At 61.8% G+C, this 23,464-nt stretch carries 20 protein-coding genes; 15 read left to right on the top strand and 5 right to left on the bottom strand.

The features are described from left to right. Positions 1-108 precede the first annotated feature (108 nt). Entirely contained in the window at positions 109-1,119 is a 1,011-nt protein-coding gene (locus tag B5477_RS12295; protein ID WP_079699956.1) for a LacI family DNA-binding transcriptional regulator, read from the bottom strand. Between the two features lie 222 nt (positions 1,120-1,341). On the opposite strand from B5477_RS12295, the gene B5477_RS12290 reads away from it, so the two are divergent. From B5477_RS12290 to B5477_RS12275, 4 genes are all read left to right on the top strand, one after another. Further along, the gene (locus tag B5477_RS12290; protein ID WP_079699955.1) at positions 1,342-2,670 is read left to right on the top strand and encodes a family 4 glycosyl hydrolase; all 1,329 of its coding nucleotides are present in this window, start codon (positions 1,342-1,344) and stop codon (positions 2,668-2,670) included. Positions 2,671-2,844: 174 nt separating this feature from the next. Continuing rightward, on the top strand, positions 2,845-4,185 hold the full coding sequence (locus B5477_RS12285; RefSeq protein WP_079699954.1) for an ABC transporter substrate-binding protein: 1,341 nt from the start codon (positions 2,845-2,847) through the stop codon (positions 4,183-4,185). A gap of 93 nt (positions 4,186-4,278) precedes the next feature. Further along, positions 4,279-5,154: a carbohydrate ABC transporter permease gene (locus B5477_RS12280; protein ID WP_079699953.1), complete on the top strand. Its 876-nt coding sequence runs from the start codon at positions 4,279-4,281 to the stop codon at positions 5,152-5,154. A gap of 1 nt (position 5,155) precedes the next feature. Further along, the gene (locus tag B5477_RS12275) at positions 5,156-6,001 is read left to right on the top strand and encodes a carbohydrate ABC transporter permease (protein ID WP_242942198.1); all 846 of its coding nucleotides are present in this window, start codon (positions 5,156-5,158) and stop codon (positions 5,999-6,001) included. A gap of 63 nt (positions 6,002-6,064) precedes the next feature. Here the strand turns inward: B5477_RS12275 and B5477_RS12270 are convergent, their stop codons facing one another. From B5477_RS12270 to B5477_RS12260, 3 genes are all read right to left on the bottom strand, one after another. Further along, a complete protein-coding gene (locus B5477_RS12270) occupies positions 6,065-7,408 on the bottom strand; it encodes a M26 family metallopeptidase (protein ID WP_079699952.1) in 1,344 nt (447 codons plus the stop codon). After that, a complete protein-coding gene (locus B5477_RS12265) occupies positions 7,405-7,644 on the bottom strand; it encodes a hypothetical protein (RefSeq protein WP_079699951.1) in 240 nt (79 codons plus the stop codon). Before B5477_RS12265 ends, B5477_RS12270 begins: the two co-directional genes overlap by 4 nt. Before the next feature lie 263 nt (positions 7,645-7,907). Next, the gene (locus tag B5477_RS12260; RefSeq protein WP_079699950.1) at positions 7,908-8,645 is read right to left on the bottom strand and encodes a DUF4097 family beta strand repeat-containing protein; all 738 of its coding nucleotides are present in this window, start codon (positions 8,643-8,645) and stop codon (positions 7,908-7,910) included. 397 nt (positions 8,646-9,042) lie between these two features. Between B5477_RS12260 and B5477_RS12255 the strand changes: the two genes are divergently transcribed. The 4 genes from B5477_RS12255 to B5477_RS12240 all read left to right on the top strand — a co-directional run bounded on the left by B5477_RS12255 (position 9,043) and on the right by B5477_RS12240 (position 14,006). Then, positions 9,043-10,326 carry a tyrosine-type recombinase/integrase gene (locus B5477_RS12255; RefSeq protein ID WP_159449039.1) on the top strand — a complete coding sequence of 428 codons (1,284 nt, stop codon included), beginning with the start codon at positions 9,043-9,045 and terminating at the stop codon, positions 10,324-10,326. 246 nt (positions 10,327-10,572) lie between these two features. Next, positions 10,573-12,282 carry a peptidoglycan DD-metalloendopeptidase family protein gene (locus tag B5477_RS12250; protein WP_159449038.1) on the top strand — a complete coding sequence of 570 codons (1,710 nt, stop codon included), beginning with the start codon at positions 10,573-10,575 and terminating at the stop codon, positions 12,280-12,282. Between the two features lie 455 nt (positions 12,283-12,737). Further along, the gene (locus B5477_RS12245; RefSeq protein ID WP_079699947.1) at positions 12,738-12,998 is read left to right on the top strand and encodes a helix-turn-helix domain-containing protein; all 261 of its coding nucleotides are present in this window, start codon (positions 12,738-12,740) and stop codon (positions 12,996-12,998) included. Between the two features lie 186 nt (positions 12,999-13,184). Beyond that, the gene (locus B5477_RS12240; RefSeq protein WP_079699946.1) at positions 13,185-14,006 is read left to right on the top strand and encodes a pentapeptide repeat-containing protein; all 822 of its coding nucleotides are present in this window, start codon (positions 13,185-13,187) and stop codon (positions 14,004-14,006) included. On the opposite strand, the gene rsmA is transcribed toward B5477_RS12240, so the two are convergent. Next, complete coding sequence (gene rsmA, locus B5477_RS12235) at positions 14,003-14,866, bottom strand: 16S rRNA (adenine(1518)-N(6)/adenine(1519)-N(6))-dimethyltransferase RsmA (RefSeq protein ID WP_079699945.1); 864 nt, start codon at positions 14,864-14,866, stop codon at positions 14,003-14,005. The genes B5477_RS12240 and rsmA overlap by 4 nt on opposite strands. A 153-nt stretch (positions 14,867-15,019) precedes the next feature. Between rsmA and B5477_RS12230 the strand changes: the two genes are divergently transcribed. From B5477_RS12230 to B5477_RS12200, 7 genes are all read left to right on the top strand, one after another. Further along, complete coding sequence (locus B5477_RS12230) at positions 15,020-15,514, top strand: deoxycytidylate deaminase (protein ID WP_242942197.1); 495 nt, start codon at positions 15,020-15,022, stop codon at positions 15,512-15,514. A 209-nt stretch (positions 15,515-15,723) separates the two neighbouring features. After that, the gene (locus tag B5477_RS12225) at positions 15,724-16,539 is read left to right on the top strand and encodes a ClpP family protease (RefSeq protein WP_079700485.1); all 816 of its coding nucleotides are present in this window, start codon (positions 15,724-15,726) and stop codon (positions 16,537-16,539) included. Beyond that, on the top strand, positions 16,536-16,766 hold the full coding sequence (locus B5477_RS12220) for a YlzJ-like family protein (RefSeq protein WP_079699944.1): 231 nt from the start codon (positions 16,536-16,538) through the stop codon (positions 16,764-16,766). Before B5477_RS12225 ends, B5477_RS12220 begins: the two co-directional genes overlap by 4 nt. 53 nt (positions 16,767-16,819) lie before the next feature. Continuing rightward, the gene (locus B5477_RS12215) at positions 16,820-17,695 is read left to right on the top strand and encodes an undecaprenyl-diphosphate phosphatase (RefSeq protein ID WP_159449037.1); all 876 of its coding nucleotides are present in this window, start codon (positions 16,820-16,822) and stop codon (positions 17,693-17,695) included. Positions 17,696-17,734: 39 nt separating this feature from the next. Then, a complete protein-coding gene (locus B5477_RS12210) occupies positions 17,735-20,497 on the top strand; it encodes an FtsK/SpoIIIE family DNA translocase (protein WP_242942196.1) in 2,763 nt (920 codons plus the stop codon). A 60-nt stretch (positions 20,498-20,557) separates the two neighbouring features. After that, entirely contained in the window at positions 20,558-22,462 is a 1,905-nt protein-coding gene (locus B5477_RS12205; RefSeq protein WP_079699942.1) for a YgiQ family radical SAM protein, read from the top strand. A gap of 6 nt (positions 22,463-22,468) precedes the next feature. After that, positions 22,469-23,458: a ComEC/Rec2 family competence protein gene (locus B5477_RS12200; RefSeq protein WP_079699941.1), complete on the top strand. Its 990-nt coding sequence runs from the start codon at positions 22,469-22,471 to the stop codon at positions 23,456-23,458. The last annotated feature ends 6 nt before the right edge of the window (positions 23,459-23,464 follow it).

The following is a 23,464-nucleotide window of genomic DNA, read 5'->3' as shown; positions in this document are numbered from 1 at the left end:
CGTAAGAAAACCGCAGCAAAAAAAGCCCATAAACCCGTGGTATAGGGTTTATGGGCTTTTCCTGAATAGCAGGCTATGTCTGATGGGCAGGAGATCCCCCGCCGCTCTTTACCTCGTCGAGGCGCGAACGATCAGCTCGGTGGAAAAGACCAGGTCGTGCCAGTTCGAGGTGTCCCCGTTCATCCGCGCGACCAGCCGGTCGGCCGTGGCGATCCCGATGTCCTGGGTGGGGATCGAGATGGTGGTCAGGGGCGGGATGGTATAGGCGGAAAACGAGGTGTTGTTGATCCCCACCACCCCGACCTCGTCGGGCACCTTGCGCCCCATGTTGTGCGCCTGGTTGAGGATGACCGAGGCCATCGAGTCGCTGCCGGCGAAGAAGGCGTCGGGCGGATGGGCGGAGTCGAGCATACGGCGGGTCTCCTCGGCGCAGTTTTCGAGGTCCCAGCCGCAGTAAACGATGAGATCGGGATCGAAGGGGATCCCCCGCAGCGAGAGCGCCAGATGGATGGCGCTGGCGGGGATGGTTTCGTGAAACGATCTTTCCAAGCTCGCCCCGCCCATATAGCAGATTCTGCGGTATCCCCGATCCAACAGGTAGGAAAAGGCGGTGAAGCAGGCGCGGAAGTTGTCCACCCCCACGTTGTCGAGCTCCGGATATTGGGTGTCACACCCCACGATATAGGGCACGTACTCTTTGATATAGGCATACATCTCGTCGGGCAGCTGTTCCATGAGCACCAGCCCGCAAAGGCCCTGTGAAAAGGTCTCCTCAAGCACCTTCGGATTCATCAAATCCTTCAAATTCCGAATCGCGCTGATCACGTACCCATGCTCGATCATCCGGTTTTCCAGCGCCGAGAGGATGGAGGTGAAGTACGGGTCGGAATATTTTTCGACCGTCTCGGCCAGCACGCAGCCGATCCTTTTGGAAGAGGGAGCGCCTACCTTCGGGTCGCGGGTGATGTAGCGGTATTGATACCCGAGTTCGTGCACAGCCTGATAGACCCGCTCGCGGGTTTCGGGGCGGGTGCGGTAGGTGGTGTCCTCCGAGAGGATGCGCGATACGGTGGCGATCGAGACCCCGGCCCGAGCGGCTACGTCACGAATATTCGGCATCGGTGTTCCTTCTTTCACGGAAAATGTTTACTAAACATTATTATAGCAGAAAAAAACCGGATTACAAGGGGACGCGGACAGAAATTTAAAATTTTATTTAGCGATATGACGGATAATCAAAAAAATAACTCAAAAAAACTGTTTACATTTTTGAAACGATGTGCTAAGATAAAGTTAACAGAAACTAAACAGTTTACTAAAATGAGAAATGGGGTCATACATATGCCAAAAAAATTCGCATTCATTGGCGCCGGCTCGTTGGGCTTCACCCGCGACCTGGTGCGCGACATCCTCACCTTCGACAAGTTTAGGGACGCGGACATCTGGTTGATGGACATCAATCCGACCCGCCTTGAGTACTCCAAGCGCGGCGTCGAGAAGATCGTGACCGCCGGCAAGTACCCGGCGAGCGTCCATGCGACCACCAACCGCGTCGAGGCGCTCGAGGGCGCGGACGGCGTGCTGATCACCATTTTGCAGGGCGGGGTCGAGGTCTGGCGTTCGGACATTGAGATTCCCGAGCGCTACGGCGTGGACATCTGCGTGGGCGATACCCGCGGCCCGTCGGGGATTTTCCGCTTCCTGCGCACCGCGCCGGTGATGCTGGACATCTGCAAAGACGTCGAAAAGTACTGCCCGAACGCGGTGGTGCTCAACTACACCAACCCCATGGCCATGCTCTGCCGGCACCTGCAGAGCGAGAGCAAGGTCAACGTGACCGGCCTTTGCCACAGCGTGCAGGGCACCGCCCAGATGCTCGCCGAGTGGATCGGCGCCGACATGAAGGACGTCGAGTACACCTGCGCGGGGATCAACCACCAGGCCTTCTACATCGACTATAAGTGGAAGGGGCAGGACGCCTACCCGCTCATCCGCAAGGCGCTCGAGCGTCCGGAGATCGCCGAGAGCGACCCGGTGCGCAACGCGATGTTCAGAAACCTCGGCTACTACAACACCGAGAGCTCGGGCCACAACAGCGAATACAACGCCTGGTTCCGCAAGAGACTGGATTTGATCGGGAAATACTGCACCCACGGCACCAACTGGAACCCGGGCGAGCACGCCTACATCCTCAAGGAGTACCTCGGGCGTGAGACCACCTGGGAGAAGGAATACACTGAATACCTCGAGCACGGCGAGGTCGAGCTCGAGCGGGGCGACGAGTACGCGGCGAACATCTTCAACGCCCTCTTCGGCGACAACACCCCGTTCCCCTTCAACGGCAACCTGCGCAACGAGGGGTATGTCGACAACCTCCTGCCCGGCGCCTGCGTCGAGATTCCGGTCGTCGCCTGCAAGGACGGGATCATCCCCCAGAAGGTCGGCCGCATTCCGGATCATCTGGCGATCCTGGTCAACACCTCGGCCGGGTGCGAGGAGCTCGCGGTCAGGGGCTGCATCGAGGGCAACCCGGAGGATATCTTCCACGCCATCCTGTTCGACCCGCTGACCTCGGCGGTGCTGACCATGGACGAGATCCGCGACATGACCCGCGAGATGTTTGAAAAGAACCGCGAATACCTCGGCTACTTCAAAACCCTGAAAATCTAAATTTGGGCCAAAACCATACGTTTAGCAACTGGAAAAGGGAAGCTCAAACGTTGTCGAAAGGTAACGAAGAAAGGCCCCTGTGCGGCTCTCCACTTTATGCGAAGAGCTGCACAGAGACCCTGGCATATAGAAATTTCTATATGTATAATAAGATGAAAGAAAGAGGGACTTGAGATGAAACGATTATTGGCAAGCCTGCTCTGCGCATCGATGCTTCTGGTATCCTTTGCCGGCTGCGGCAGCAAGGAAGCGGCCCCGAGCAGCACACCCGAGACCACCCCTGAGACGCCCGCCAGCAGCACCGAAGCCGAGACTGAACCCACCGGCGAGGGCGCGACCATTGAGCTCTGGCTGCATCAGAACGAGGCCTGGAACGCCTCCCACCAGACGATCGCCGACCAGTACATGACTGAGAACCCGGGCCAGGAGATTGTGATTAAGACCTTCCCCTACAGCGATTTCCTCTCCAAGATCCAGACCTCCCTGCTTTCGGGCGGCGAGGGCGCCGACATCTATGAGATGTGGGGCGGCTGGGCGCTCGACTTCACCGGGACCGGCGCGCTGGCCGAGGTTCCGGCGGACATCTCCGCGACCTTTGAAAACTTCTACGCCCCGGTGCTGGGCGCCTATACCCGCGACGGCAAGTACTACGGCGTGCCGCTGGAGTTCAACATCGAATACGGCGGGCTGCTGGTAAACAAGAAGCTCTTCGGAGAAAAGGGCCTGGAGTATCCCAAGACCTGGGCCGACATTGAGAAGATCGCGGACGCCACCTCCTCCAAGGACGGCGAGGTCATGAACCTGCGCGGCTTCGACTTCGTCTCGGAGGACAACATCCTGTACACCTTCCTGGCGATGATCCTCTCCTCGGGCGGCAGCTATCTGACTGAGGACGGCAAGGTCGACTTCACCACCCCCGAGGCGGTGGACGCGATGACCACGCTGGTCAGCTATGTGCGCGACAAGGGCTACACCAACCTCGACGGCATCACCAGCGGCAAGGAAGGCTACAGCTTCGTCTACACCGACGAGTCGATGATGGACATCGTCGGCCCGTGGGCGGTCGCCGACGGTTCCGCTTCCTACGGCCTGGAGTACGGCACGGACTACGAGTACATCGCTCTGCCTCCTTATAAGGAGCCCGTCAAGTTCGCCGCCGAGACCGGCTGGGGCCTGACCGTCGCCGAGTCGAGCGACGTCAAGGACGCCGCGTGGAAATACGTTGCATACTTCGATTCCCCCGAGGTTCTGGTCAAGCACAACATCGCTTGCTCCCAGATTCCGCCCCGCACCGAGATCGTCGAGATGCAGGAGTATAAGGATGGCATGCCCTATGCGCAGCCGCTGCTGGACATCCTGCCCGCCGGCCAGTTCATCGGGCCGTTCAACACCACCACCATCAAGGAGAACATCGACAACATCTTCACCGAGCTGTGCACCACCGATAACTATCCTACCATCAAGGACGGGCTTGTCGCTTTGACCGATAACCTCAACACCGCGTTCTTCGGCTGATCCGGCAAATACGCATAAATCTTCCGGGCGGGGGGTACCTCTCCCCGCCCGGGATTTATTTAAATTTGCGCGATTTGGAGGATAGGAATCGTTATGAAAAATAACAAGTTCGTGTGCATCGTACTAATCCCCATTTTTTGCCTGATCGTTGTATTTTTAATCGCACCGCTGTTTTATGGGCTTGGCATCTCCATGTTCGACTATAACCCCCTGCGGGCAGACAACCCCTTTATTGGAGCCGCAAACTATGTGAGACTGTTCCACGACACCCTTTTTTACCGGGCGCTGGCGCATACGCTGGTCTTCGTCGGGGTGACAGTCACCCTTAATATAATCGTTACCCTGATCCTGGCGCAGCTGATCAGCTCTCTACCCTGGAATTTTGCGCGCGGACTGTTCCGCACAGTCCTCTTCCTGCCCTGCGTGGCGCCGATGGTCGGCACCTCGCTGGTCTGGCGCAACGGCATGTTCGCCACCAAAAACGGCCTGGTCAACCACCTGTTGGGGTATCTCGGGATTCCGGCCATCAACTGGCTGGGGGATGCGAGCGTGGTCATGGTCGCCATGATCATCTTCACCATCTGGGCGGACATCGGCTACAATACTGTGCTTTTCTGCGCGGGGCTCGACGGAATCCCCAAGGACTTTAGCGAGGCCGCGCAGATCGACGGCGCCGGGCCGGTGCGGCGGTTCATCTACATCACGCTCCCCCTGCTCGGGCGCACCTTCATCTTCGTGCTGATGATGACGTTGATCTCGCACTTCCAGATGTTCGTGCAGTTCATGGTTCTGGCCCAGCGCGGCGCGCCGAACAACGCGGCGACCGTGCTCACCCTGCTCATCTATAAGGAGGGCTTCAGCAACCAGAATATGGGCTACGCCTCGGCCATCGCCGTCATTCTCTTCCTGGTCATCATGGTGGTCACTGTGATTCAGCGCCGGGTCAACCGGGTCGATTGGGGGTATTGAGATGGCGGAAATGAAGAAACGAAAAAAGAACCCCTATCTTACGGTGAATATCATTATCGTGATCCTCCTGGGGCTGCTGGCGGTTCTGGTGGTGCTGCCCTTCGTGTGGATGGTCCTCTCGTCCTTCAGGACCAACAAGGACATCCGTCTCAACATCTCCAGCATGTGGCCGGACCCCTGGACGCTGACGGGCTACGCCGCGGCGCTGACCAAGGCGCCCTTCGTGCGGTGGTTCATCAACAGCGTGTTCGTCTCCACCACGGTGACGCTGATCGTGCTGTTCACCAGCTCGATCACCGGATTTGTCTTCGCGAAGTACAAATTCCCGTTTAAAAACCTGATTTTCGGCGTCATCCTGGCGACCATGATGGTCCCCTCCCAGGTGCTGATGATCCCCAACTTCCTGATCGTCAAGGGCTTGGGGCTCTATAACCGCCTGGGGGCGCTGATCGTGCCGATGATGGTGAGCATGTTCGGGATATTCCTGTGCAAGCAGTTCATCGAGGATATCCCGGACAGCCTGTGCGAGGCGGCCAGGATCGACGGCGCGGGGGATTTCTTCATCTACGCGCGGATCATCCTGCCCAACATCAAGCCGTGCATCGGGTCACTGACCATCTTCACCTTCCTCGAGCGCTGGAACGACTATCTGAACCCGCTCATCATGCTCAACGACACCGAAAAGATGACCCTGCCGCTGGCGCTGAACTTCTTTTCCTCCCAGCATCTGGCAGATCTGAGCGCCACCATGGCGGTGGCCTCCCTGGTCATGGTGCCGGTACTAATCGTGTTCATCATGTTCCAAAAGCAGTTTATTAAGGGCCTTGCCCTTTCGGGAATGAAGTAAACGGCATACATAAAAACGGCGGCCCGCCAAAAGCGGGCCGCCGTTTTTTTGCGAGATGATGATTCAGGGCTGGAACACTTTGAGAACCGGGGCGGCAACAGTCTTGCTGCCGCCCGACAGGGTGGGGACGGTGACGGTGCCCATCTCCCAGACGGACGGGTCGAAATCCGCCGGAAGGGAGGAAAAGGAGGAGATTTGCGTGCAGCCGTCATCTGAGAAATTATCGGCCGTCGGATTGTTTGAGGTGTTCGCGATCCCGTGGGTCGGGCCACCCGTCCCGCTCGCCCCCCAGTAATTAGCCGAGGAGGTGATCGAGCCGGGGAAAAAATTGTTTTGGCTGTCCTGAAGGGAGATGTCCCCGGCAACGCCGCCCGACATCCGTTCGGCGGACCCATCATTGGAAGCGGATACTTGGTATTCGGTCAGGTTCCAGGTCTGCCGGATGGTACAGCGGTTGCGCGCGACCGCGGCGATCCCGCCGATCCATCTTACATCGGCAGTTGTACCGTAGGAGGAAGAAACGACCCCGGCAAAATAGCAGTTTTCTATGGTCGATTGACTGAGATGCCCGATCAGGCCGCCCCGCTCAGGCCAGATAAAGTCGCCCTGATCCTCCACCCGGCCGGTGGCGCAGCAATTCGAGATGAAGGAATTATTCTCCGCATGGGCCGCCAGTGACGCGGCGACAGTATTACCTTTTACGGTTACGGACTCCAACGCGAGGTTTTGAACCGTGGCCCCCTCAAGACGGCTGAACAGTCCGCCGGTATCAGCTTCGTTTACCTTGAGCCCGGTGACCTTGTGCCCGCCCCCGTCATAAGTGCCGGAAAAGGAAGCGATCGGCGCCCAGTTGCCCGAGAGGGCAATGTCCCGGTCCTGGTAGATGTTCGCCGCGCTGTGCGCTCCCACATGCGCGAGCTGCTGCTGCGAGCCGACATAGAAGGGGTCCGCCGCGCTCCCGCTCCCCCGGTAGAACGCGCCCGCCGTCCCTGAAGCGCACCCGCAGGTCGGCTTGGTGGTGAAGGAGAATTCCCGCGCCGCCGCCGTGTCCGTCCCGATCCGGCCCGGCAGCGGGCGCGCTTCAATTTTCAGGGTGTAGCTCTGCGGCCCGGTGATGTCATAGGCCAGCGGCAGGTAAACGTCCTCCTGCGCCGCCGTCATCTCCACCTTCGCGCTGACCACCGGAGCCCCGGCGGCGCTGCCGCCCTCGTAGAGCGAGAAGGTGTAGTCGGTGGTGCGCGGCGAGCGGGTGAAGGGAATGGTCACCCCGTAGTCCGCCCGGTAGTTATCCTGCACCGTCACGATGACCCCGCTCTGCGCCGCCCCGGCGCTGGAGGTGATCAGGAAAACACCCGCCGCCAGCGAAGCAGCCAACAGCCGGCGCAGGCGCCCTGCCCGGCCCGTCATCCCTGCTCACCGATCGCACAGGTGGTGATCTCCCCGATCACGAACCCGTCGAGTGGGAGCTGCTCGCGTTCGGGCAGCTCGAAATCATACCGCTCGAGCAGCTCATACTCCTGCGCGGTGATGATCCCCTGCCCAAGCAGGGAGGCGTAATACTCCTGTGGGTTTTCCTGCACGGAAAACCCGCAGAAAGTAAGTATCGCCAGAGCGGGCAGGAACGCGGTTAGGAATTTCTTCATTTGACTTCCCCCTTAAGAATAAAAGACCAGTAGATAAGGTAGCTTGCGGTCTTTCGCTCCGGGGGTGGGGGTGGGAAAGGGAAGATTTCACTTGAAATCTGTACCAGAACAGGATATAATTAGGACAAACAGGGAGGAAATCGACGAAATCTTTCGAGCCTCCTTCCAAAAAAACGCAAAAAGATGACCGTTAGCTACCTTAGCTAACGGTCTTTCTTGTTTGCCGCCGAAAAGCAAATGCTCCATCATTTCGGGGGGCAGTATTACTTCTTGAAGTCGATCGAACCGACCTTGGTCGAGAGGTTGATCTTGGTCTTTTCGTCCTTGTTTTTAAAGGGGATGCCCTGCTGGCCGAGCTCCTCCATCACCAGGTTGTAGGAGGAGGAACGGGGGATCTTGAACTTGATGTTCCCAACGTCCGAGCTCAGGCGGATCTCCTCGGCGGCGGCGATGTTGTTTAGCTGCACGTCGATATCCCCGACCAGGCTCGTGATGGAGCTCTTTCCGCTGAAGGAGCTCTTTTTGACTGTAACCGAGCCGTTGTTCGAGATGATCGAAAAGGCGCAGTCCATTTTCTCCACCAGGATGTCTCCGCTGCCCGACTGGACGACCACGCTGCCGATCCCGTCGGGCACCTTGATGGTCAGGTCCACCGATACGTCCTCGCCCTCCTTGAGCGTTAAGCTCTGTCCCGGCTCGGAGTAGATGGAAAGCAGACTCGGGTCGCTGTTGTCGGTGGTGACCCGCACGTTCTGCTCGATCAGGGTGCGGCGGCTGCGCTCCGGGGCGGTGATGGCGTATTCGGCCTCCATCTGGATGATCTTTCCGGAAGAGGGGACGATATGGATGTTTCCCTTGTCCGACTCCACATTGATCGCCACGATATTTTCGACCGGCACGTCGGGCAGGTCCTCCCGGCTGAGCTTGCCGGTGTGCGGCCCCCCACAGCCGTAGAGCAGGCAGAGCCCCAGCGCGAGGGGAAGCAGGAATGATTTGCGCATTTGTTGTCCTCCTTCGTAAAAGGGGGTGGTTTTAAGGTGGCCGTTCGTGCGGCGAAACCGGCGCGAAACGTCCAGAAGGGAATGGCCATTTATATGGATGACCGACTCTATTATACAGGAAATACGGTCTAAATTGCAATTTTTAAAGGAATATTTAAATTTATTCAACAAATAAAATTGAATTTGAGGCTTAAACGTGGTAAATTGGGTGCATGGCCGTGACGGTGCAAAACGCCGGCCAGTGCCCGGACGCGCCCGCTCCCTGTGGGAGCGGCAGGGCAAATTTTCGCGCAGCAAGCCTTTCTTCGCACGGGCCGCTTTACATCCCTGCCATCCCCATCCCCAGCCTATTAAGACTACCTATATGCCAAAATACGAGAAATGGGGTAGCATTAATATGGCCGAGATCAAAAACCGCATAGCGAGCTCTCTGAATTTGAGCGTAAAGAGGTCCTCGCTGCTCCCGAGCTATGTGCCCATGCACGTCACCCGGGAATACCGCCTGTGTTACACGCATTACAAGCCCGCCCGCCGAAGCAAGAAAGGCGTATCCTACATCGATTTTATGTCCATGCTGCGCCGGCAGCAGCTGTTCGAATTTGAAAGCCAGTTCTCCTACATTGGCCGACGTTTTCGGATCATCTCCGCCCCCGCCAAAGAAGAGCTCACCAACACCAGGGTCGTCGTTCCCGATCCGGAGGGGATCGAGGAACTGCTGGAGGACGGCAAGTATAACTATGTCTCTTCCAGCGTCCCCGTCCAGCTGCAGGACCTGCCGAGCAAGGACGTCAGCTTTTCCGAGTGGAGCGCGCTCTGGCTGGAGACCTATAAACGGGGCCGCGTGAGGCCCAACACCTACCACGTCACCTACCGCAACATCGTGTTTAACCACCTCAACCGGCATTTCGAGGACACGCCGGTGCGGGACATCACCCCGCTGGACATCCAGAACGCCCTGATGACCGAGGCCCAGATCTATTCGGATTCCACCATGCGCAAGGTCAAGGCGGTGGTCTATGCCATCTTTGACCGTGCGGTGGACAACGGGATCTGCCAGAGCAATCCGGTGCGCAACATCCCCACCCCGCCGGGGCTTCCCTGCCGTCCGAAGCGGGTCTATTCAAAGCGCGAGGCGCAGACGCTTATCGACTTTGCCAAGACCCATCCCAAGGGCGCGTCGATCATCACCCTGCTCAAGACCGGCATGCGCCGCGGCGAGCTGGTGGCGCTGATGTGGAAGGACATCGATTTCCGGGGCGGCATCATCCACATCTCCCGCGCGGCGGCGGATGTGCACGATAAGGTGCTCATCGGGCCGCCCAAGACCAAGACCAGCGTGCGGGCCATCCCGTTTGACAGCGAGCTGAAAAGGATATTGGCCTCCCTGCCGCAGACCTCGCCCTTCGTCTTCCCGAACCGCTATGGGGAGATTAACTCTCCCAACAACTGGTCGCGGCGCACCTACCGCCCCTTTATGGAGGCGTTTGCCCGCCGCCACCCGAACGTCCCGATCCTCAATCCGCACGAGCTGCGCCACACCTATGGCACGCTGCTGCGCGACCGCGGGGTGGACATCTATTCCATCCAGAAGGTGCTCGGCCATGCCGACATCTCAATGACCTCGCAGATTTACGTGCACAACAACGAGAAGACGCTTAAAAAGGCGTTGGGGCTCAAGTGACCCCATTCCCCGCCGTTTGACAGCATCCCCGCCGGTATGCTATGATGCCGGGGTTCGTAAGCCCCCGGAACGGCCCGGGCCCCCTGTGAAAATTTGCTGTGCGATCCTGATACATCCCCGCAAAACATCCGGCCGCGCGGGCGGCCAAATTTTTCGACCCAATATGCCGCACGGACGGCCGGTTCCCGGATGTGCGTCACACGCGCCGGCGCTTGAGACAATGACGGTGGCGGCATGGAGGAGAAGATGAGCGCAAGAGAACTACTTGAAAAAATAGCGGTCCTGCTTTACGCGATCGTTTATAAGTACTGTTATCTGGTCGGTCTCTTTACCCAGGAGCTGCTTGAGGGCGTGGTGCGCTTCGTCTCGCGACATGTGCGCCGGGCCGAGCTGCGCCTGATTGACTTTGCACGCGCGCTCCCGCCGGCGCTTTCCCACCTTCTGCACCGGCTGCGCCGTTCGCTGCAGCGGCAGCGTCTGCGGGCGGGGCGCACCTTTGGTTCGGTGCGCGTCGCCGCCGAACAGATGCGCTCCGGCCGGGGGCGCGAGGGGCTGCGCACCTTCGGGCGCGCCGGCCTTGAGCTGCTGCGCCAGCTCTTCCCGCTGCTGCGCACTATCGTCAACTTGGCGCTGCCCATCGCGGCCATCCTGCTGCTGTGGCAGAATGTGCAGCTGGTGGGACGGCAGCAGTATGCGCTGCGGGTGGCCTATGCCGGCGAGACGGTGGGACTGATCAAAAACGAGGCGGTCTACGACCGGGCGGTCAGCCAGGTCGAGGCCAAGCTGCAGGGCTCCCAGCAGGGGACCCCGATCGACTTCAGCGCGAATTTCGAGCTGATCCCGGTCGGGGAGAGCGACCCGCTGCTGGACGAGTACGCCCTGAGCGACAAGATCATCGCCGCCTCGGACAACGACATCACAGAGGCCTTCGGCCTCTATGTGGACGGTAGCCTGATCGGCGCGGTGGCGCAGAAGAACACCCTGCCCACCCTGCTGGCCGGGCTGCAGGACCGCTACCGGACCGACGACCCGACCGAAACGGTGAGCTTCGTGCGAAGCGTCAAGGTGGTCGAGGGGCTCTACCCCGAGGGCCGCGTGGTGGATGGGGAGACCATCGGCTCCCTGATCGACCGCGAGGTGCAGGGCGAGGTGGTTTACACCGTCGAGGCGGGGGACTCCCCGTCGCTGATCGCCGAACGCTTCGGCATCCCGCTGCGCCAGCTGCTGCGCAACAACCCCGGGATCGAGGAATCCCTCCTGATCGGGGATGAGGTGGTGGTGGACCGGGCGCAGCCCTATATGTCGGTGAAGATTAGCCGGGTCGAGACCTATGAGGAAGAGATCCCCTACTCCACCGAGACGAGCGAGGATAGTTCGCTGCTCAAGGGCCAGCGCAAGGTGACCCGCGAGGGCGAGAATGGTCTCGCGCGGGTGCGCGCCTCGGTGACCTATGTGGACGATGTGGAGACCGAGTGCAATGTGCTGAGCCGCACCCCGCTGCGCGAGGCGGTCAGCGAGCAGGTCTCGGTCGGGACCAAGCTCTTCGCCCAGACGCCGGGGGTCTACTCCTCGGGCACCGTGTCCTCCAACTTCGTCTGGCCGGTGGTGAGCGCGAGGGCCTATGTCTCCAACGGCTACTACGGCTACTACGGGCACGGGGCAATCGACATCGCGGCGCCCTACGGCTCGCCGATTATCGCCTCCGCGCCCGGCACGGTGGTGATGGCGACCTATTCCGCCAGCGGGTACGGCCGGCATGTGATGATCAATCACGGCGACGGCGTGCAGACCCTCTACGCGCATATGAGCGCCCTGGCGGTGGGAGTCGGGGAGACGGTGGAGCAAGGGCAGGTCATCGGCTATGTGGGCAGCACCGGCAATTCGACGGGCAACCACTGCCACTTTGAGATACGGGTAGGCGGAAGCAAGGTGAACCCGATGGGATACCTCCCGTGATTTTCTGTCTGGCGTCCCGCCGCGGCGATATTTGCCGCGGCGGGATTTTTTTTGTGTTTTGTGGCCGGCGGCAGGCCCTAAAGGGCAGACCCGGAAAGCGCATGGGCCGATGGGCGCCGGGGCGCAAAAGGGAGCCTCGCTTTACAGGGGTGGCAAAGTTTGCACTTTGGGCTGGCCAATATTTGCTAGGAAATTAGCTCGCACCCCACGCGAGGCGCACCGTCAAGCGGTTTGCGGGAGGTCGCTTCCTTGACAATCGACCCATAATTGTTGTAGTATACCCACAGAAGGAAGAAGCGATGGGGGATACTTTTTCCTGGTCCGGACCGGAGGTAGGAACCGCCCGGACGAAGAAATATCGGTTTGTTCCGCCGGCAAAGAGGCGCCCTTTGGATTTTAGCTGTCTTTTGGGAGGGCCCCGGCGGATAAACAAATATAGTGTAGGTGGGGTTAAAATGAAAGGAGTTTTAAGCACCAGGATGGTGGGCGACCGCAACCTGGTGGGCGACCGCATCCGGCAGGCGCGTTTGGCGCTCAAGCCGCCGGCGACCCAAAGCCAGGTGAGCGCAAAGCTGCGTGAGGAGGGGATCGAGCTGACTTTCAGCTCGGTGGGAAAGATCGAGCAGGGCCTCTCCGCCGTGACTGACAAGCAGCTGGTCGCCTTTTCCAGGGTGTTGGGCGTTTCCGTCCTTTGGCTTCTGGGCATGGAAGATTAAAACCGGCCGCTGTGACGTCGGGCGTTGGCTTACCTGCCCGCGGGCCCCGCAAGCGGCCCGCATGGATCATGCTTATTCCATTAAAAATACACCGGCGACGCCGGGGCCTCAATGCTCCGGGTTGCCGGTGTGTTTTTTGTGCGGATGTGTTATACTGAAAAAAATTCTTCGAGAGGAGGGCGCCAAATGAGGGGGATCCACCGCCCGGACCCGTGCCCACAGCTCAGCGCACGGCTTGCGATCGACTGCAAAAACTGTCAGGGCCTGTGCTGCGCCGCCCTGGCCTTCTCCCGCTGCGACGGGTTCCCTGCGGACAAGGCGGCAGGGGAGCCCTGCCGCTACCTCGGCGGGGACTTTCGCTGCGCCGTCCACGCGCGGCTGGGGCAAAAGGGGCTGCACGGCTGCATGGCCTTCGACTGCTTCGGAGCCGGCCAGCGGGTGAGCGGGTACTATCCCGGCCGGGACTGGCGAAGCGACCCGGCGCTGAAAGACGCGCTGTTCGCGCGCTTCCTCGCCGTTTACCGGCTGCACCAGATGCTCTGGCTGCTGGGCGAGACGCTCTCCCTGTTACCCGCGCATTCCCTCTGGGAGGAGGCTGCGGCGCTGATTGCCGAGGGCGACGAGCTGGCGCGGCAGCCCTCTCCCGGCCTCGGAAAATATCACGGACGGGTCAGCCGGGTGCTGCAAAGCGCCGGGGCGCTCGTCTGCGGGGAGGCGGGCCCGGCGGCGCCTGGCAGGAAGCGGATGGATTATGCCGGGCGCAGCCTGCGCGGGCAGAGCCTTTGCGGGCGGGATATGAGCATGGCGCTGCTGATCGCCGCCGACCTGCGGGACTGCAATCTCTATGGAGCCAACCTCTGCGGAGCGGACCTGCGGGACTGCGATCTGCGCGGGGCGGACCTGCATGAAGCGTGCTTCCTCACCCAGGGGCAGCTGGCCGCCGCCAAGGGGGACAAGACCACCCGCCTGCCGCCAAGGCTGCGCCGTCCAGCCGGCTGGGAGGGCTAGTGCCGGTACGCGTACAGGGCGTTGGCCAGCGCGCCGAACTGCTCGAGGGTGAGCGCCTCGGCACGCGCAGAAGGGGAGACGCGGCATTCCTCCAGGAGGGGGCCGAGCTCGCCCTTGGGGATTTTTAGGCCGCTGCTCAGGGTGTTGAGGATGGTCTTGCGCCGCTGGGAAAAGGCGGCGCGCACCACGGAAAAGAAAAACGCCTCGTTTTCCAGCGCGATGGGCGCTTCCCTGCGCAGGGTCAGACGGATGACGCAGCTGTCCACATTCGGCGCGGGCAGGAAGGACCCGCGGGAGACCGGGAAGAGGATTTCGGGAGAGCTGTAGTACTGCACCGCCAGCGAGACGGCCCCGCAGGCCCGCTCGCCGGGCGCGGCGCACAGGCGGGTGGCCGCCTCCTTTTGCACCATCACGGTGATCGACTCGATGGGCAGGCGCTCCTCGAGCAGCTTCATCACGATGGGCGAGGTGATGTAGTAGGGCAGGTTTGCCGCCACCGCGACTTGCAGCCCCGCGAACCGCTCACGGATCAGGGCGTGCAGGTCGATCTTGAGCACGTCCTCGTTAACGATTTCGACGTTGTCGAAATCGGACAGGGTTTCCTCCAGCACCGGCAGCAGCCGCCCGTCAATTTCCACGCAGACCACCCGCTCGGCGCGCGCGGCCAGCTCGGCGGTCAGCACCCCGATCCCGGCGCCGATCTCGAGGATTCCGTATCCCGGCGCGGCGTGGGCGGCCTCGGCCATACGCGGGCAAACCGAGGGGTTGATGAGAAAATTTTGCCCCAGCGCCTTGGAAAAGGTGAAGCCATGGCGGGCGAGCACCTCGCGGATCACCCCGATGTTGGAAAGGTTTGGCATATCTGTCCTCCGAATTTTCATGAACCGAATGTGACGATTTTTTTAATTATAGCATAAATTGGACGATTTTGTTTGCATGTGGGCCCCGTTTATTATATGATGATAAAAAAGGCAGCGAAAAAGCGCTGTATAAGACGAACGGAGGCGATTTTTGTGCCGGAGCGCAGAGACAAGATCAACTATTATTTGGACATTGCCGAGACGGTGGCCAGCCGGGGCACCTGCCTGCGCCGCAACTTCGGGGCGATCATCGTGCAAAACGATGCGATCATTGCCACCGGATATGTCGGCGCGCCGCGCGGGCGGGCCAACTGCAGCGACCTTGGGTACTGCACCCGCAAGCGGCTCGGCGTGCCGGCCGGGGAACGGTATGAGCTCTGCCGGTCGGTCCATGCCGAGGCCAACGCCATCATCAACGCGCCGCGCGACCAGATGATCGGCAGCACCCTCTACCTGGTGGGGATCGAATACGACTCCGGGGAATATTCCCGCGGGGCGCTGCCCTGTTCGATGTGCAGGCGGCTGATCATCAACGCCGGGATCTCGACGGTCATCGTGCGGGACGACAAGCAAAGCTATCGCACCTACGTGGTGATGGACGAGTGGGTGGTCAAGGACGATTCCCTCTCCGACCACCGCGGATACTGAAAAACACGGGCCATAAAAGGGCGGGAAACCGCCCTTTTTGTCGCTCGGGAGGGAAGGGTTTTGTTTGACGCAAAGGCTTCTTTGCGGTATAATATTTTTTTGGACAGCCTCTCTTTTTTGCCTCCCTGGGGCGGCATAATCGGCCCCGCGCTTGGCACACTAAGCGGTGAAGCGCTTCCCTCCGGGAGGCAGCATTGGAGGTGTGCCGCGTGGCAGAAGAGAAGGATAAAAAAAGCCATTCCCTCAAAAATGAGGATAAGCAGCAGGACGAGGAGCAGCAGGACGACGTTTCCTTAACCAAGGAGCAGAGCGAGCAGATCGTGGAGACCGGCTCGCTCACCCACTCGAAGGGCAAGCACGTCATCCACTGCCTGACCATCGTCGGGCAGGTGGAGGGGCATTACATCCTCCCCTCGCAGAACAAGACCACCAAGTACGAGCATGTCATCCCCCAGCTGGTGGCCATCGAGCAGGACCCCGAGGTCGAGGGGCTGATCATCATCCTCAACACCGTCGGGGGCGATGTGGAGGCGGGGCTCGCCATCGCCGAGCTGATCGCCGGGATGAAGAAGCCCACCGTCTCGCTGGTGCTCGGGGGCGGGCATTCGATCGGGGTGCCGCTGGCGGTCAGCGCCAAGCATTCCTTCATCGCCCCCTCGGCGACCATGACCGTCCATCCGGTGCGCATGAACGGGCTGGTGCTCGGCGTGCCGCAGACGCTCAGCTATTTCGACCGCATGCAGGAGCGGATCATCCGCTTTGTCTGCGACAATTCGCAGATTTCTCCCGACCGCTTCAAGCAGCTGATGATGAACTCGGGCGAGCTGGTGATGGACATCGGCACCGTGCTTGACGGGGACAAGGCGGTCGAGGAGGGGCTGATCGACTCCCTGGGCGGGCTCGCCGACGCGGTGGCCGAGCTCTACCGCCAGATCGAGGAGCTGGGCCCCAAAAAAGAGGACGGGCCCGGGAAAGAAGACGAGCCCGCAAAGGAGCCCAAAAAGAAGGGGGCGAAGGGAAAATGATCCTTCATTCCGTCGCTCCGCTCTGGCAGCTGCTGCCGCCGGATACAGAGCCGCAGCTCTCCTGCGTCGAGTTCGAGGGGGGAATGCTGCTCGGACGCGAAGGGCGGGAGGGGCTCGAGATCACCCAGGTGGTCTCGACCGACCCGCGCGTCTATCTCGACGAGCGCTTTTCACCCGGCGCCACCTACCGCCGGCCGGGTGGTAAGCAGGCCAAAAACGGAATATAAATATTCTGACCGGGCCGCGGCCCGGGAATACATATGTGAGAGAGGTACTTCATTTGAGCGGATTACAGGCCCTTTTGCAGGGCGCGCTGCAGGGATTGACCGAGTTTCTGCCCATCTCCAGTTCCGGGCACCTGTCCATCTTCCAGTACTTTACCGGGCTGTCGGGGGAGAGCGGGCTGCTCTTCACCGTGCTGCTCCACCTTGGCACGCTGATCGCGGTTTTCATCGCGTTCTGGAAGACCATCCTCGAGCTGGTCGTCGAGTTCTTCCACATGCTCGGGGAGATTTTCACGGGCAGGTTCAGGCTCAGCCAGGCAAATCCCAGCCAGCGGATGATCCTGCTGCTGATCGTCTCGCTGCTGCCGCTTTGCTTTTTCATCCTCTTTAAGGATTTTTACGCATCGCTCTCGAGCGACAACGACATCACCGTCGAGGGGCTCTGCCTGATCGTGACCGGAATCCTGCTCACCCTGGCCGACCGCTCCCGGAAGGGGCGCAAGACGGCGCGGGAGATGCGCTTTCGCGACGCGCTCGTGATCGGGGTCGCGCAGGGGATCGCCCCGCTGCCCGGGGTCTCGCGCTCGGGGTCGACGGTGGCCGCCGGCATGCTGATGGGGCTCGACCGCCAGTACGCGGTGACCTTCTCCTTCATCATGGGGATCCCCGCGGTGCTCGGCGCCAATGTGCTCGAGCTCGGCGAGGCGCTGGGGTCCGGCAGCTTTGAGCTGCCGCTCGTGCCGGTGCTCATCGGGGTGGCGGCCGCCGTGGTCTTCGGGATCATCGCCATCAAGATGGTGCAGTGGGTGGTGCGCACCGACAAGTTTAAATATTTCGCGTGGTATACCCTAGCGCTTGGCTCGGTCGTGACGGTGATCGGCATTGTCGAGCTTTTGAGCGGGCACGCGATCCAGCGCATGCTGCTCGGCTGATAGCACGCGGCAGGAACGAAAAATGGGAGGGAAGCCCGGATGGCTGCAAGAAAAACCCCGGCGCAGAAGGCCGCCGAGACACGCAAGCAAAAACAGGAGATGTCCCGCGCCAAGCAGCAGGTTTGCGCGATCGTCCTCTTTGCGATCGGCATCTTTTTGGGTGCGCTGTCCGTCATCGAGGGGGACAATTTTTGGCGGGTGCTGCACGACACGCTCTATGGTCTGTTCGGTTTCGCGGGGATTTTGATCGCCCCGGCGTTCATTTACATAGCGGTGATGGCGACGCTCGACAAGCCCATCGGCAAGCTGGGGCACAAGGTCTGGCAGAGCGTGGCGCTCATCGTCCTCGTCTCCACCGCGGTGCAGATCTTCTCCTACGGCCCGCTCAAAGAACAGGGGCTGTGGAATAAAATCAAGGAGCTTTTCGCCCAGGGGGTGCTTTTAAACGGCGGCGGCCTCGTCTCCGGGCTGATCGGCCAGCCGCTGGTCTCGCTGTGCGGCGAGTCGGGGGCCAAGGTGATCGTGGTGCTGCTGATCTTCGTGTTTGTGATGATCTTTACCGGCGGAACCCTGATCGGCCTGTTCCGGGGCGCGATGAAGCCGGTGCAGAAGATCGGCGAAACCTATACCGAGCGGATCCAGGAGCGCCAGAGCGCGCCGGACGCCACCCCGCCCTCCCCCGGCAAGGGGCGCTTCAATGTGGATATCCCGCTGGACGGGGACCAGCCCGCCGCCTCCCGTGGGGAGCCGAAGGCGGCCGGTCCCTTCCCGCCCGTGCCGGATGTGGAGCCTTCCCTGCCGTGGCAGGATGCCGCCGTCCCGGCCGCTGCTGCGGACGAGGGGGCCGGCGCGCAGGGGAGCTTCGCGCGCAAGTCGCTCGAGCGGCTGGAACAGCAGCAGGAGGCCAAGGCCACCCTGCTGGGCGCCTCCCGCCCCGGCCGGTTCGAGTTTGACATCCAGCTCGACGGGGACCTGGACGACGTGCGCACCGACGAGCTGCCCGAGGAACCGGATCTCGAGGACATTTCACAGGACGAGGTCGGGGAGGACACGGTGCTGCATTTCCGCCAGAGCGCCCCGGCCGCCGGGGAGGACAAGCCCCAGAGCACCGACGATGTGATCAATGAGATCCTGCGCCGCTCGGCCAACGGGGAGGAGATCCTCGAAGGGGAGGAGCTTCCGCGGCACGGGGAACCGGAGGAGGAAAACGCGCCGCCCGAGGCGGCGAAGAAGGACCCGGTGGAGCGCAAGCTCGAGGCGGGGCTATCGGCCGTCAGCGCCGAGGTCGCGGCGAAGGGGGCCAACGAGCGCTTCGCCGAGGAATTCGGCTCGCCCAAGGAGTACGCCTACCCGCCCGTTTCGCTGCTCAGCGAGCCCAAGCGCAAGAAGGACGACCTGGACGCGGAGGAACTCAAGGCCAACGCCCAGCGGCTGGTGGACACCCTCAAGAGCTTCGGGGTGCAGACCAGGATCATCGACATCGCCAAGGGCCCCGCGGTCACCCGCTACGAGCTGCAGCCCTCGGCGGGGGTAAAGATCTCTAAAATCACCTCCCTGGCCGACGACATCGCCCTAAATCTTGCCTCGGCCGGGGTGCGCATCGAAGCGCCGATCCCCAACAAGCCGGCCGTCGGGATCGAGGTCCCCAATAAGAACGTCTCGATGGTCCACATCCGGGAGATCATCGACTCCAACGAATTCGTGGACGCCAAGAGCCCGCTGACCATGGCGCTCGGGCGGGACCTCTCGGGCCGGGTGACGGTGGCGGACATCTCGAAGATGCCCCACATGCTGATCGCGGGCGCGACCGGCTCAGGCAAGTCGGTGTGTATCAACTCGATCATCATCTCCCTGCTCTATAAATCCTCCCCCGAGGAGGTAAAGCTCTTGATGGTCGACCCGAAGGTGGTCGAGCTCGGCGTCTATAACGGGATCCCCCACCTGCTGGTGCCGGTGGTCACCGACCCGAAGAAGGCCGCCGGGGCGCTGGCCTGGGCGGTCAACGAGATGCTCCAGCGCTATAAGATGTTCGCGGACAATTCGGTGCGGGACATCAGCGGCTTCAACCGCCTGGCGCAGACCAGGGAAGAGCTCAGTCCGATGCCGCAGATCGTCATCATCATCGACGAGCTGGCCGATTTGATGATGGCCGCGCCCAACGAGGTGGAGGACTACATCTGCCGCCTGGCCCAGATGGCGCGCGCGGCGGGCATGCACCTGGTCATCGCCACCCAGCGCCCGTCGGTGGACGTGATCACCGGCGTGATCAAGGCGAACATCCCCTCGAGGATCGCCTTCGCGGTCTCCTCGTCGGTGGACAGCCGCACCATCCTCGACATGGGCGGGGCCGAGAAGCTGCTCGGGCGGGGCGACATGCTCTTCTATCCCGTCGGGGCGGCCAAGCCCATCCGGGTGCAGGGGTGCTTCGTCAGCGACCAGGAGGTCGACAAGGTGGTCGGCTTCGTCAAGAGCAGCGGCGAGGAGCACGCCTATGACGAGGAGGTCATGCAGGAGATCGAGCGGCAGGCCGTGAGCGAAAAGTCCGGCTCCTCCGGGGACGGAGGCGGCTTCGACGAGGAGGACGAGATGCTCCCCGCCGCCATCGAGTGCGTGATCGAGATGGGCCAGGCCTCGACCTCGATGCTCCAGCGCAAGCTGAAGCTCGGCTATGCGCGCGCGGCGCGGATCATCGACGAGCTCGAGCAGAAGGGGGTCGTGGGCCCGTTCGAGGGCTCGAAGCCCCGGCAGGTGCTCATCACCCGCGAGCAGTGGTACGAAATGAAACTAAACCAAGAGGAATAGCGCCCCTCCCGCAGGCCGGCTCTCCCGGCCTGCGGGCGCGCTTGTTTTAGGAGGAACCCGATGGCGTTTTTGCCGGTCAACAAACAGGATATGGAGGCCCGGGGCTGGGAGCAGTGCGACTTTGTCTGCGTGACGGGGGACGCCTACGTCGACCACCCCTCCTTTGGCACGGCCATCATCACCCGGGTGCTCGAGGCCGCGGGCTTCCGCGTCGGGGTGATCGCCCAGCCGGATTTCCGGGACGGGCGGGACGTCGCCCGCCTGGGGCGCCCGCGGCTCGGCTTTCTCGTCAATTCGGGCAACATCGACTCGATGGTGGCCCACTACACCGCCGCCAAGCGCCGCCGCTCCCAGGACGCCTATACCCCCGGCAACCGCGCCGGGGCGCGCCCCGACCGGGCGGTGGAGGTCTACTGCCATCTTTTGCGGCGCGCCTTCCCCGATTCGATCATCATCATCGGCGGGGTGGAGGCGTCTTTGCGGCGCTTCGCGCACTACGACTACTGGGACGACGCGGTGCGCGAATCAATTCTCTGCTCCAGCGGGGCCGACCTGCTCATCTATGGGATGGGGGAGAACGCGGTTTTAGAGATCGCCCAGCGGCTCGATGAAGGGGCCGCTCTCAAGGATATGCGCGGCATCCGGGGGATCTGTTATCTCGACGGCGGCGCCGACCTGCCGGCCGGCAACGTGACCGTCGCATCATTTGAAAAGGTGCGGCAGGACAAGGCCGCCTACGCCAAGGCGCACAAGGCGCAGATGCTCGAGCAGGACAGCGCCTACGGCAGGCCGCTCGTCCAGCGCCACGGCGAGCGCTACGTCGTGCAGACCCCGCCGCAGCCGGTGCTCACCACCGAACAGCTCGACCGGGTCTTTTCCCTGCCCTATGAGCGGTACTACCATCCCTCGTATGAGGCGCTCGGCGGGGTCAAGGCGATCGAGGAGGTCGAGTTTTCGATCATGCACAACCGCGGGTGCTTCGGCAACTGCAACTTCTGCTCGATCGCCTACCACCAGGGGCGGCAGATCGCGGTGCGCAGCCACGAGTCGGTGCTCAAAGAGGCCGAAGGCTTTGTAAAGAATCCCCGCTTCAAGGGATACATCCACGACGTGGGCGGGCCGACGGCAGACTTTCGGCACCCCTCCTGCCAGGGTCAGCTCGAGCACGGGCTCTGCAAGGGCCGCAAGTGCCTGGCGCCCGTCCCCTGCAAGCAGGTGGACCCGGACCACAGCGACTACCTGCGCCTGCTGCGCGAGCTGCGGGCCATTAAAGGGGTCAAGAAGGTGTTCGTGCGCTCGGGGCTGCGGTTCGATTATATCCTGCTCGAGCGGGACCGCGCCTTCCTGGAGGAGCTGATCGAGCACCACGTCAGCGGGCAGCTCAAGGTCGCGCCCGAGCACTGCTCGGACCATGTGCTCGATAAGATGGGCAAGCCGCACATCGCCACCTATGAGCGGTTTGAAAAGGAATTTTACCGGATCACCAAAAAAGTGGGGAAGGAGCAGTATCTCGTCCCCTATCTGATGTCCTCCCATCCGGGCAGCCGGCTTCAGGACGCGGTGGACCTGGCGCTCTTTCTGCGCCGGCACCGCATGCGCCCCGAGCAGGTGCAGGATTTCTATCCCACTCCCGGCACCACCTCGACCTGCATGTATTACACCGGGCTGGACCCGATGAGCGGGGAAGCGGTATACGTCCCGCGCACCCCGCAGGAGAAGCGCCAGCAGCGCGCGCTCCTGCAATATTTTAAGCCGGAGAACCGCCGCACCGTGATCGAGGCGCTGGTCTCGATCCGCCGGGAGGACCTGATCGGCCGGGGACCCGACTGCCTGGTGGAGCCGGATGCGCAGTATACCCGGGAGCACCGGGCCGCCCCGGTGAAAGCGCAGGGGCGGCAGCGCCAGCGGGGAAAGCGCCCTGTGCAGAAGCCGCGGCGCTCGAACAAGGCAAAACGCGGGAGGTGACGCCGGTTGGCCAGGCGAAAGAAAAAACGAAATTTTAAGTCCCTTCGCGGAATCCTGATCATCGCCTCGGTGGTGGTGCTGGCGGTTGGCGGAATGGCGGCGGCGCAGAGGTCCATGCCGCAATGGAGCCTGCTGTCGGGCCTCGGGGAGATCAAGGATGCGCTCGGCGACCTCTACGGCTACGACGTGACCGCGCCCTCGGCGTCGCAGAAGATGGTGAGTGGGGAGGGCGAATTCGAGGTACATATGCTGGACGTCGGGCAGGCGCTGTCGGTCTTCCTTCGCGCGCCCGGCGGGGAGTGCGCGCTGATCGATGCGGGGGAGCGGGGCGACGGAGAGTTCGTCTGCGGCTACCTGGAAAGCCAGGGGGTGCGAAAGCTCGACTACCTGATCGCCACCCACGCGCATGCCGATCACATCGGCGGCATGGCAGACGTGGTGCGGCAATTTGAGATCGGAAAGGTCATTATGAGCGACCTGCCCGAGGGACTCGAGCCGACCACCAAGGTCTATACCGACCTGCTCGAGGAGATCGCCAAAAAGGGGTATAAGATCACCCTCGCGCGGCCGGGCACGCAATACAACCTGGGCGAGGCGATCTTTGAGCTCGAAGCGCCCAACGCGCAGTATCAGGACCTCAACAACACCTCGGTGGTCACACGGGTGACTTTTGGGGAACGCGGCTTCTTGATCGAGGGGGATGCCGAGCTCGAGTCGGAGCGGGATATGCTGCGCCTGGGCCGGGAGGTTTCGGCCGACGTGCTGATCGCCGGACACCACGGCAGCTCGACCTCCTCGAGCCAGAAGTTCCTCGAAGCGGTCTCCCCGCAGGCGGTGGGGATCTCCTGCGGGCTGGGCAACAAGTATGGCCATCCGCACGAGGAGACGCTGGACAAGCTTCAGAAGCTGGGCTGCCAGGTGCTGCGCACCGATCTTTGCGGCACGGTGCGTTTTTATACCGACGGGCAGAGGCTGCGCATTGAAACTGAACGTTAACGAAAG

This window comes from Provencibacterium massiliense, assembly GCF_900169495.1.
In the GTDB taxonomy this organism is placed as follows: domain Bacteria; phylum Bacillota; class Clostridia; order Oscillospirales; family Ruminococcaceae; genus Harryflintia; species Harryflintia acetispora.
The sequence above is the reverse complement of the archived record's forward strand: the minus strand, read 5'-3'. Positions and strand labels throughout refer to the sequence as shown.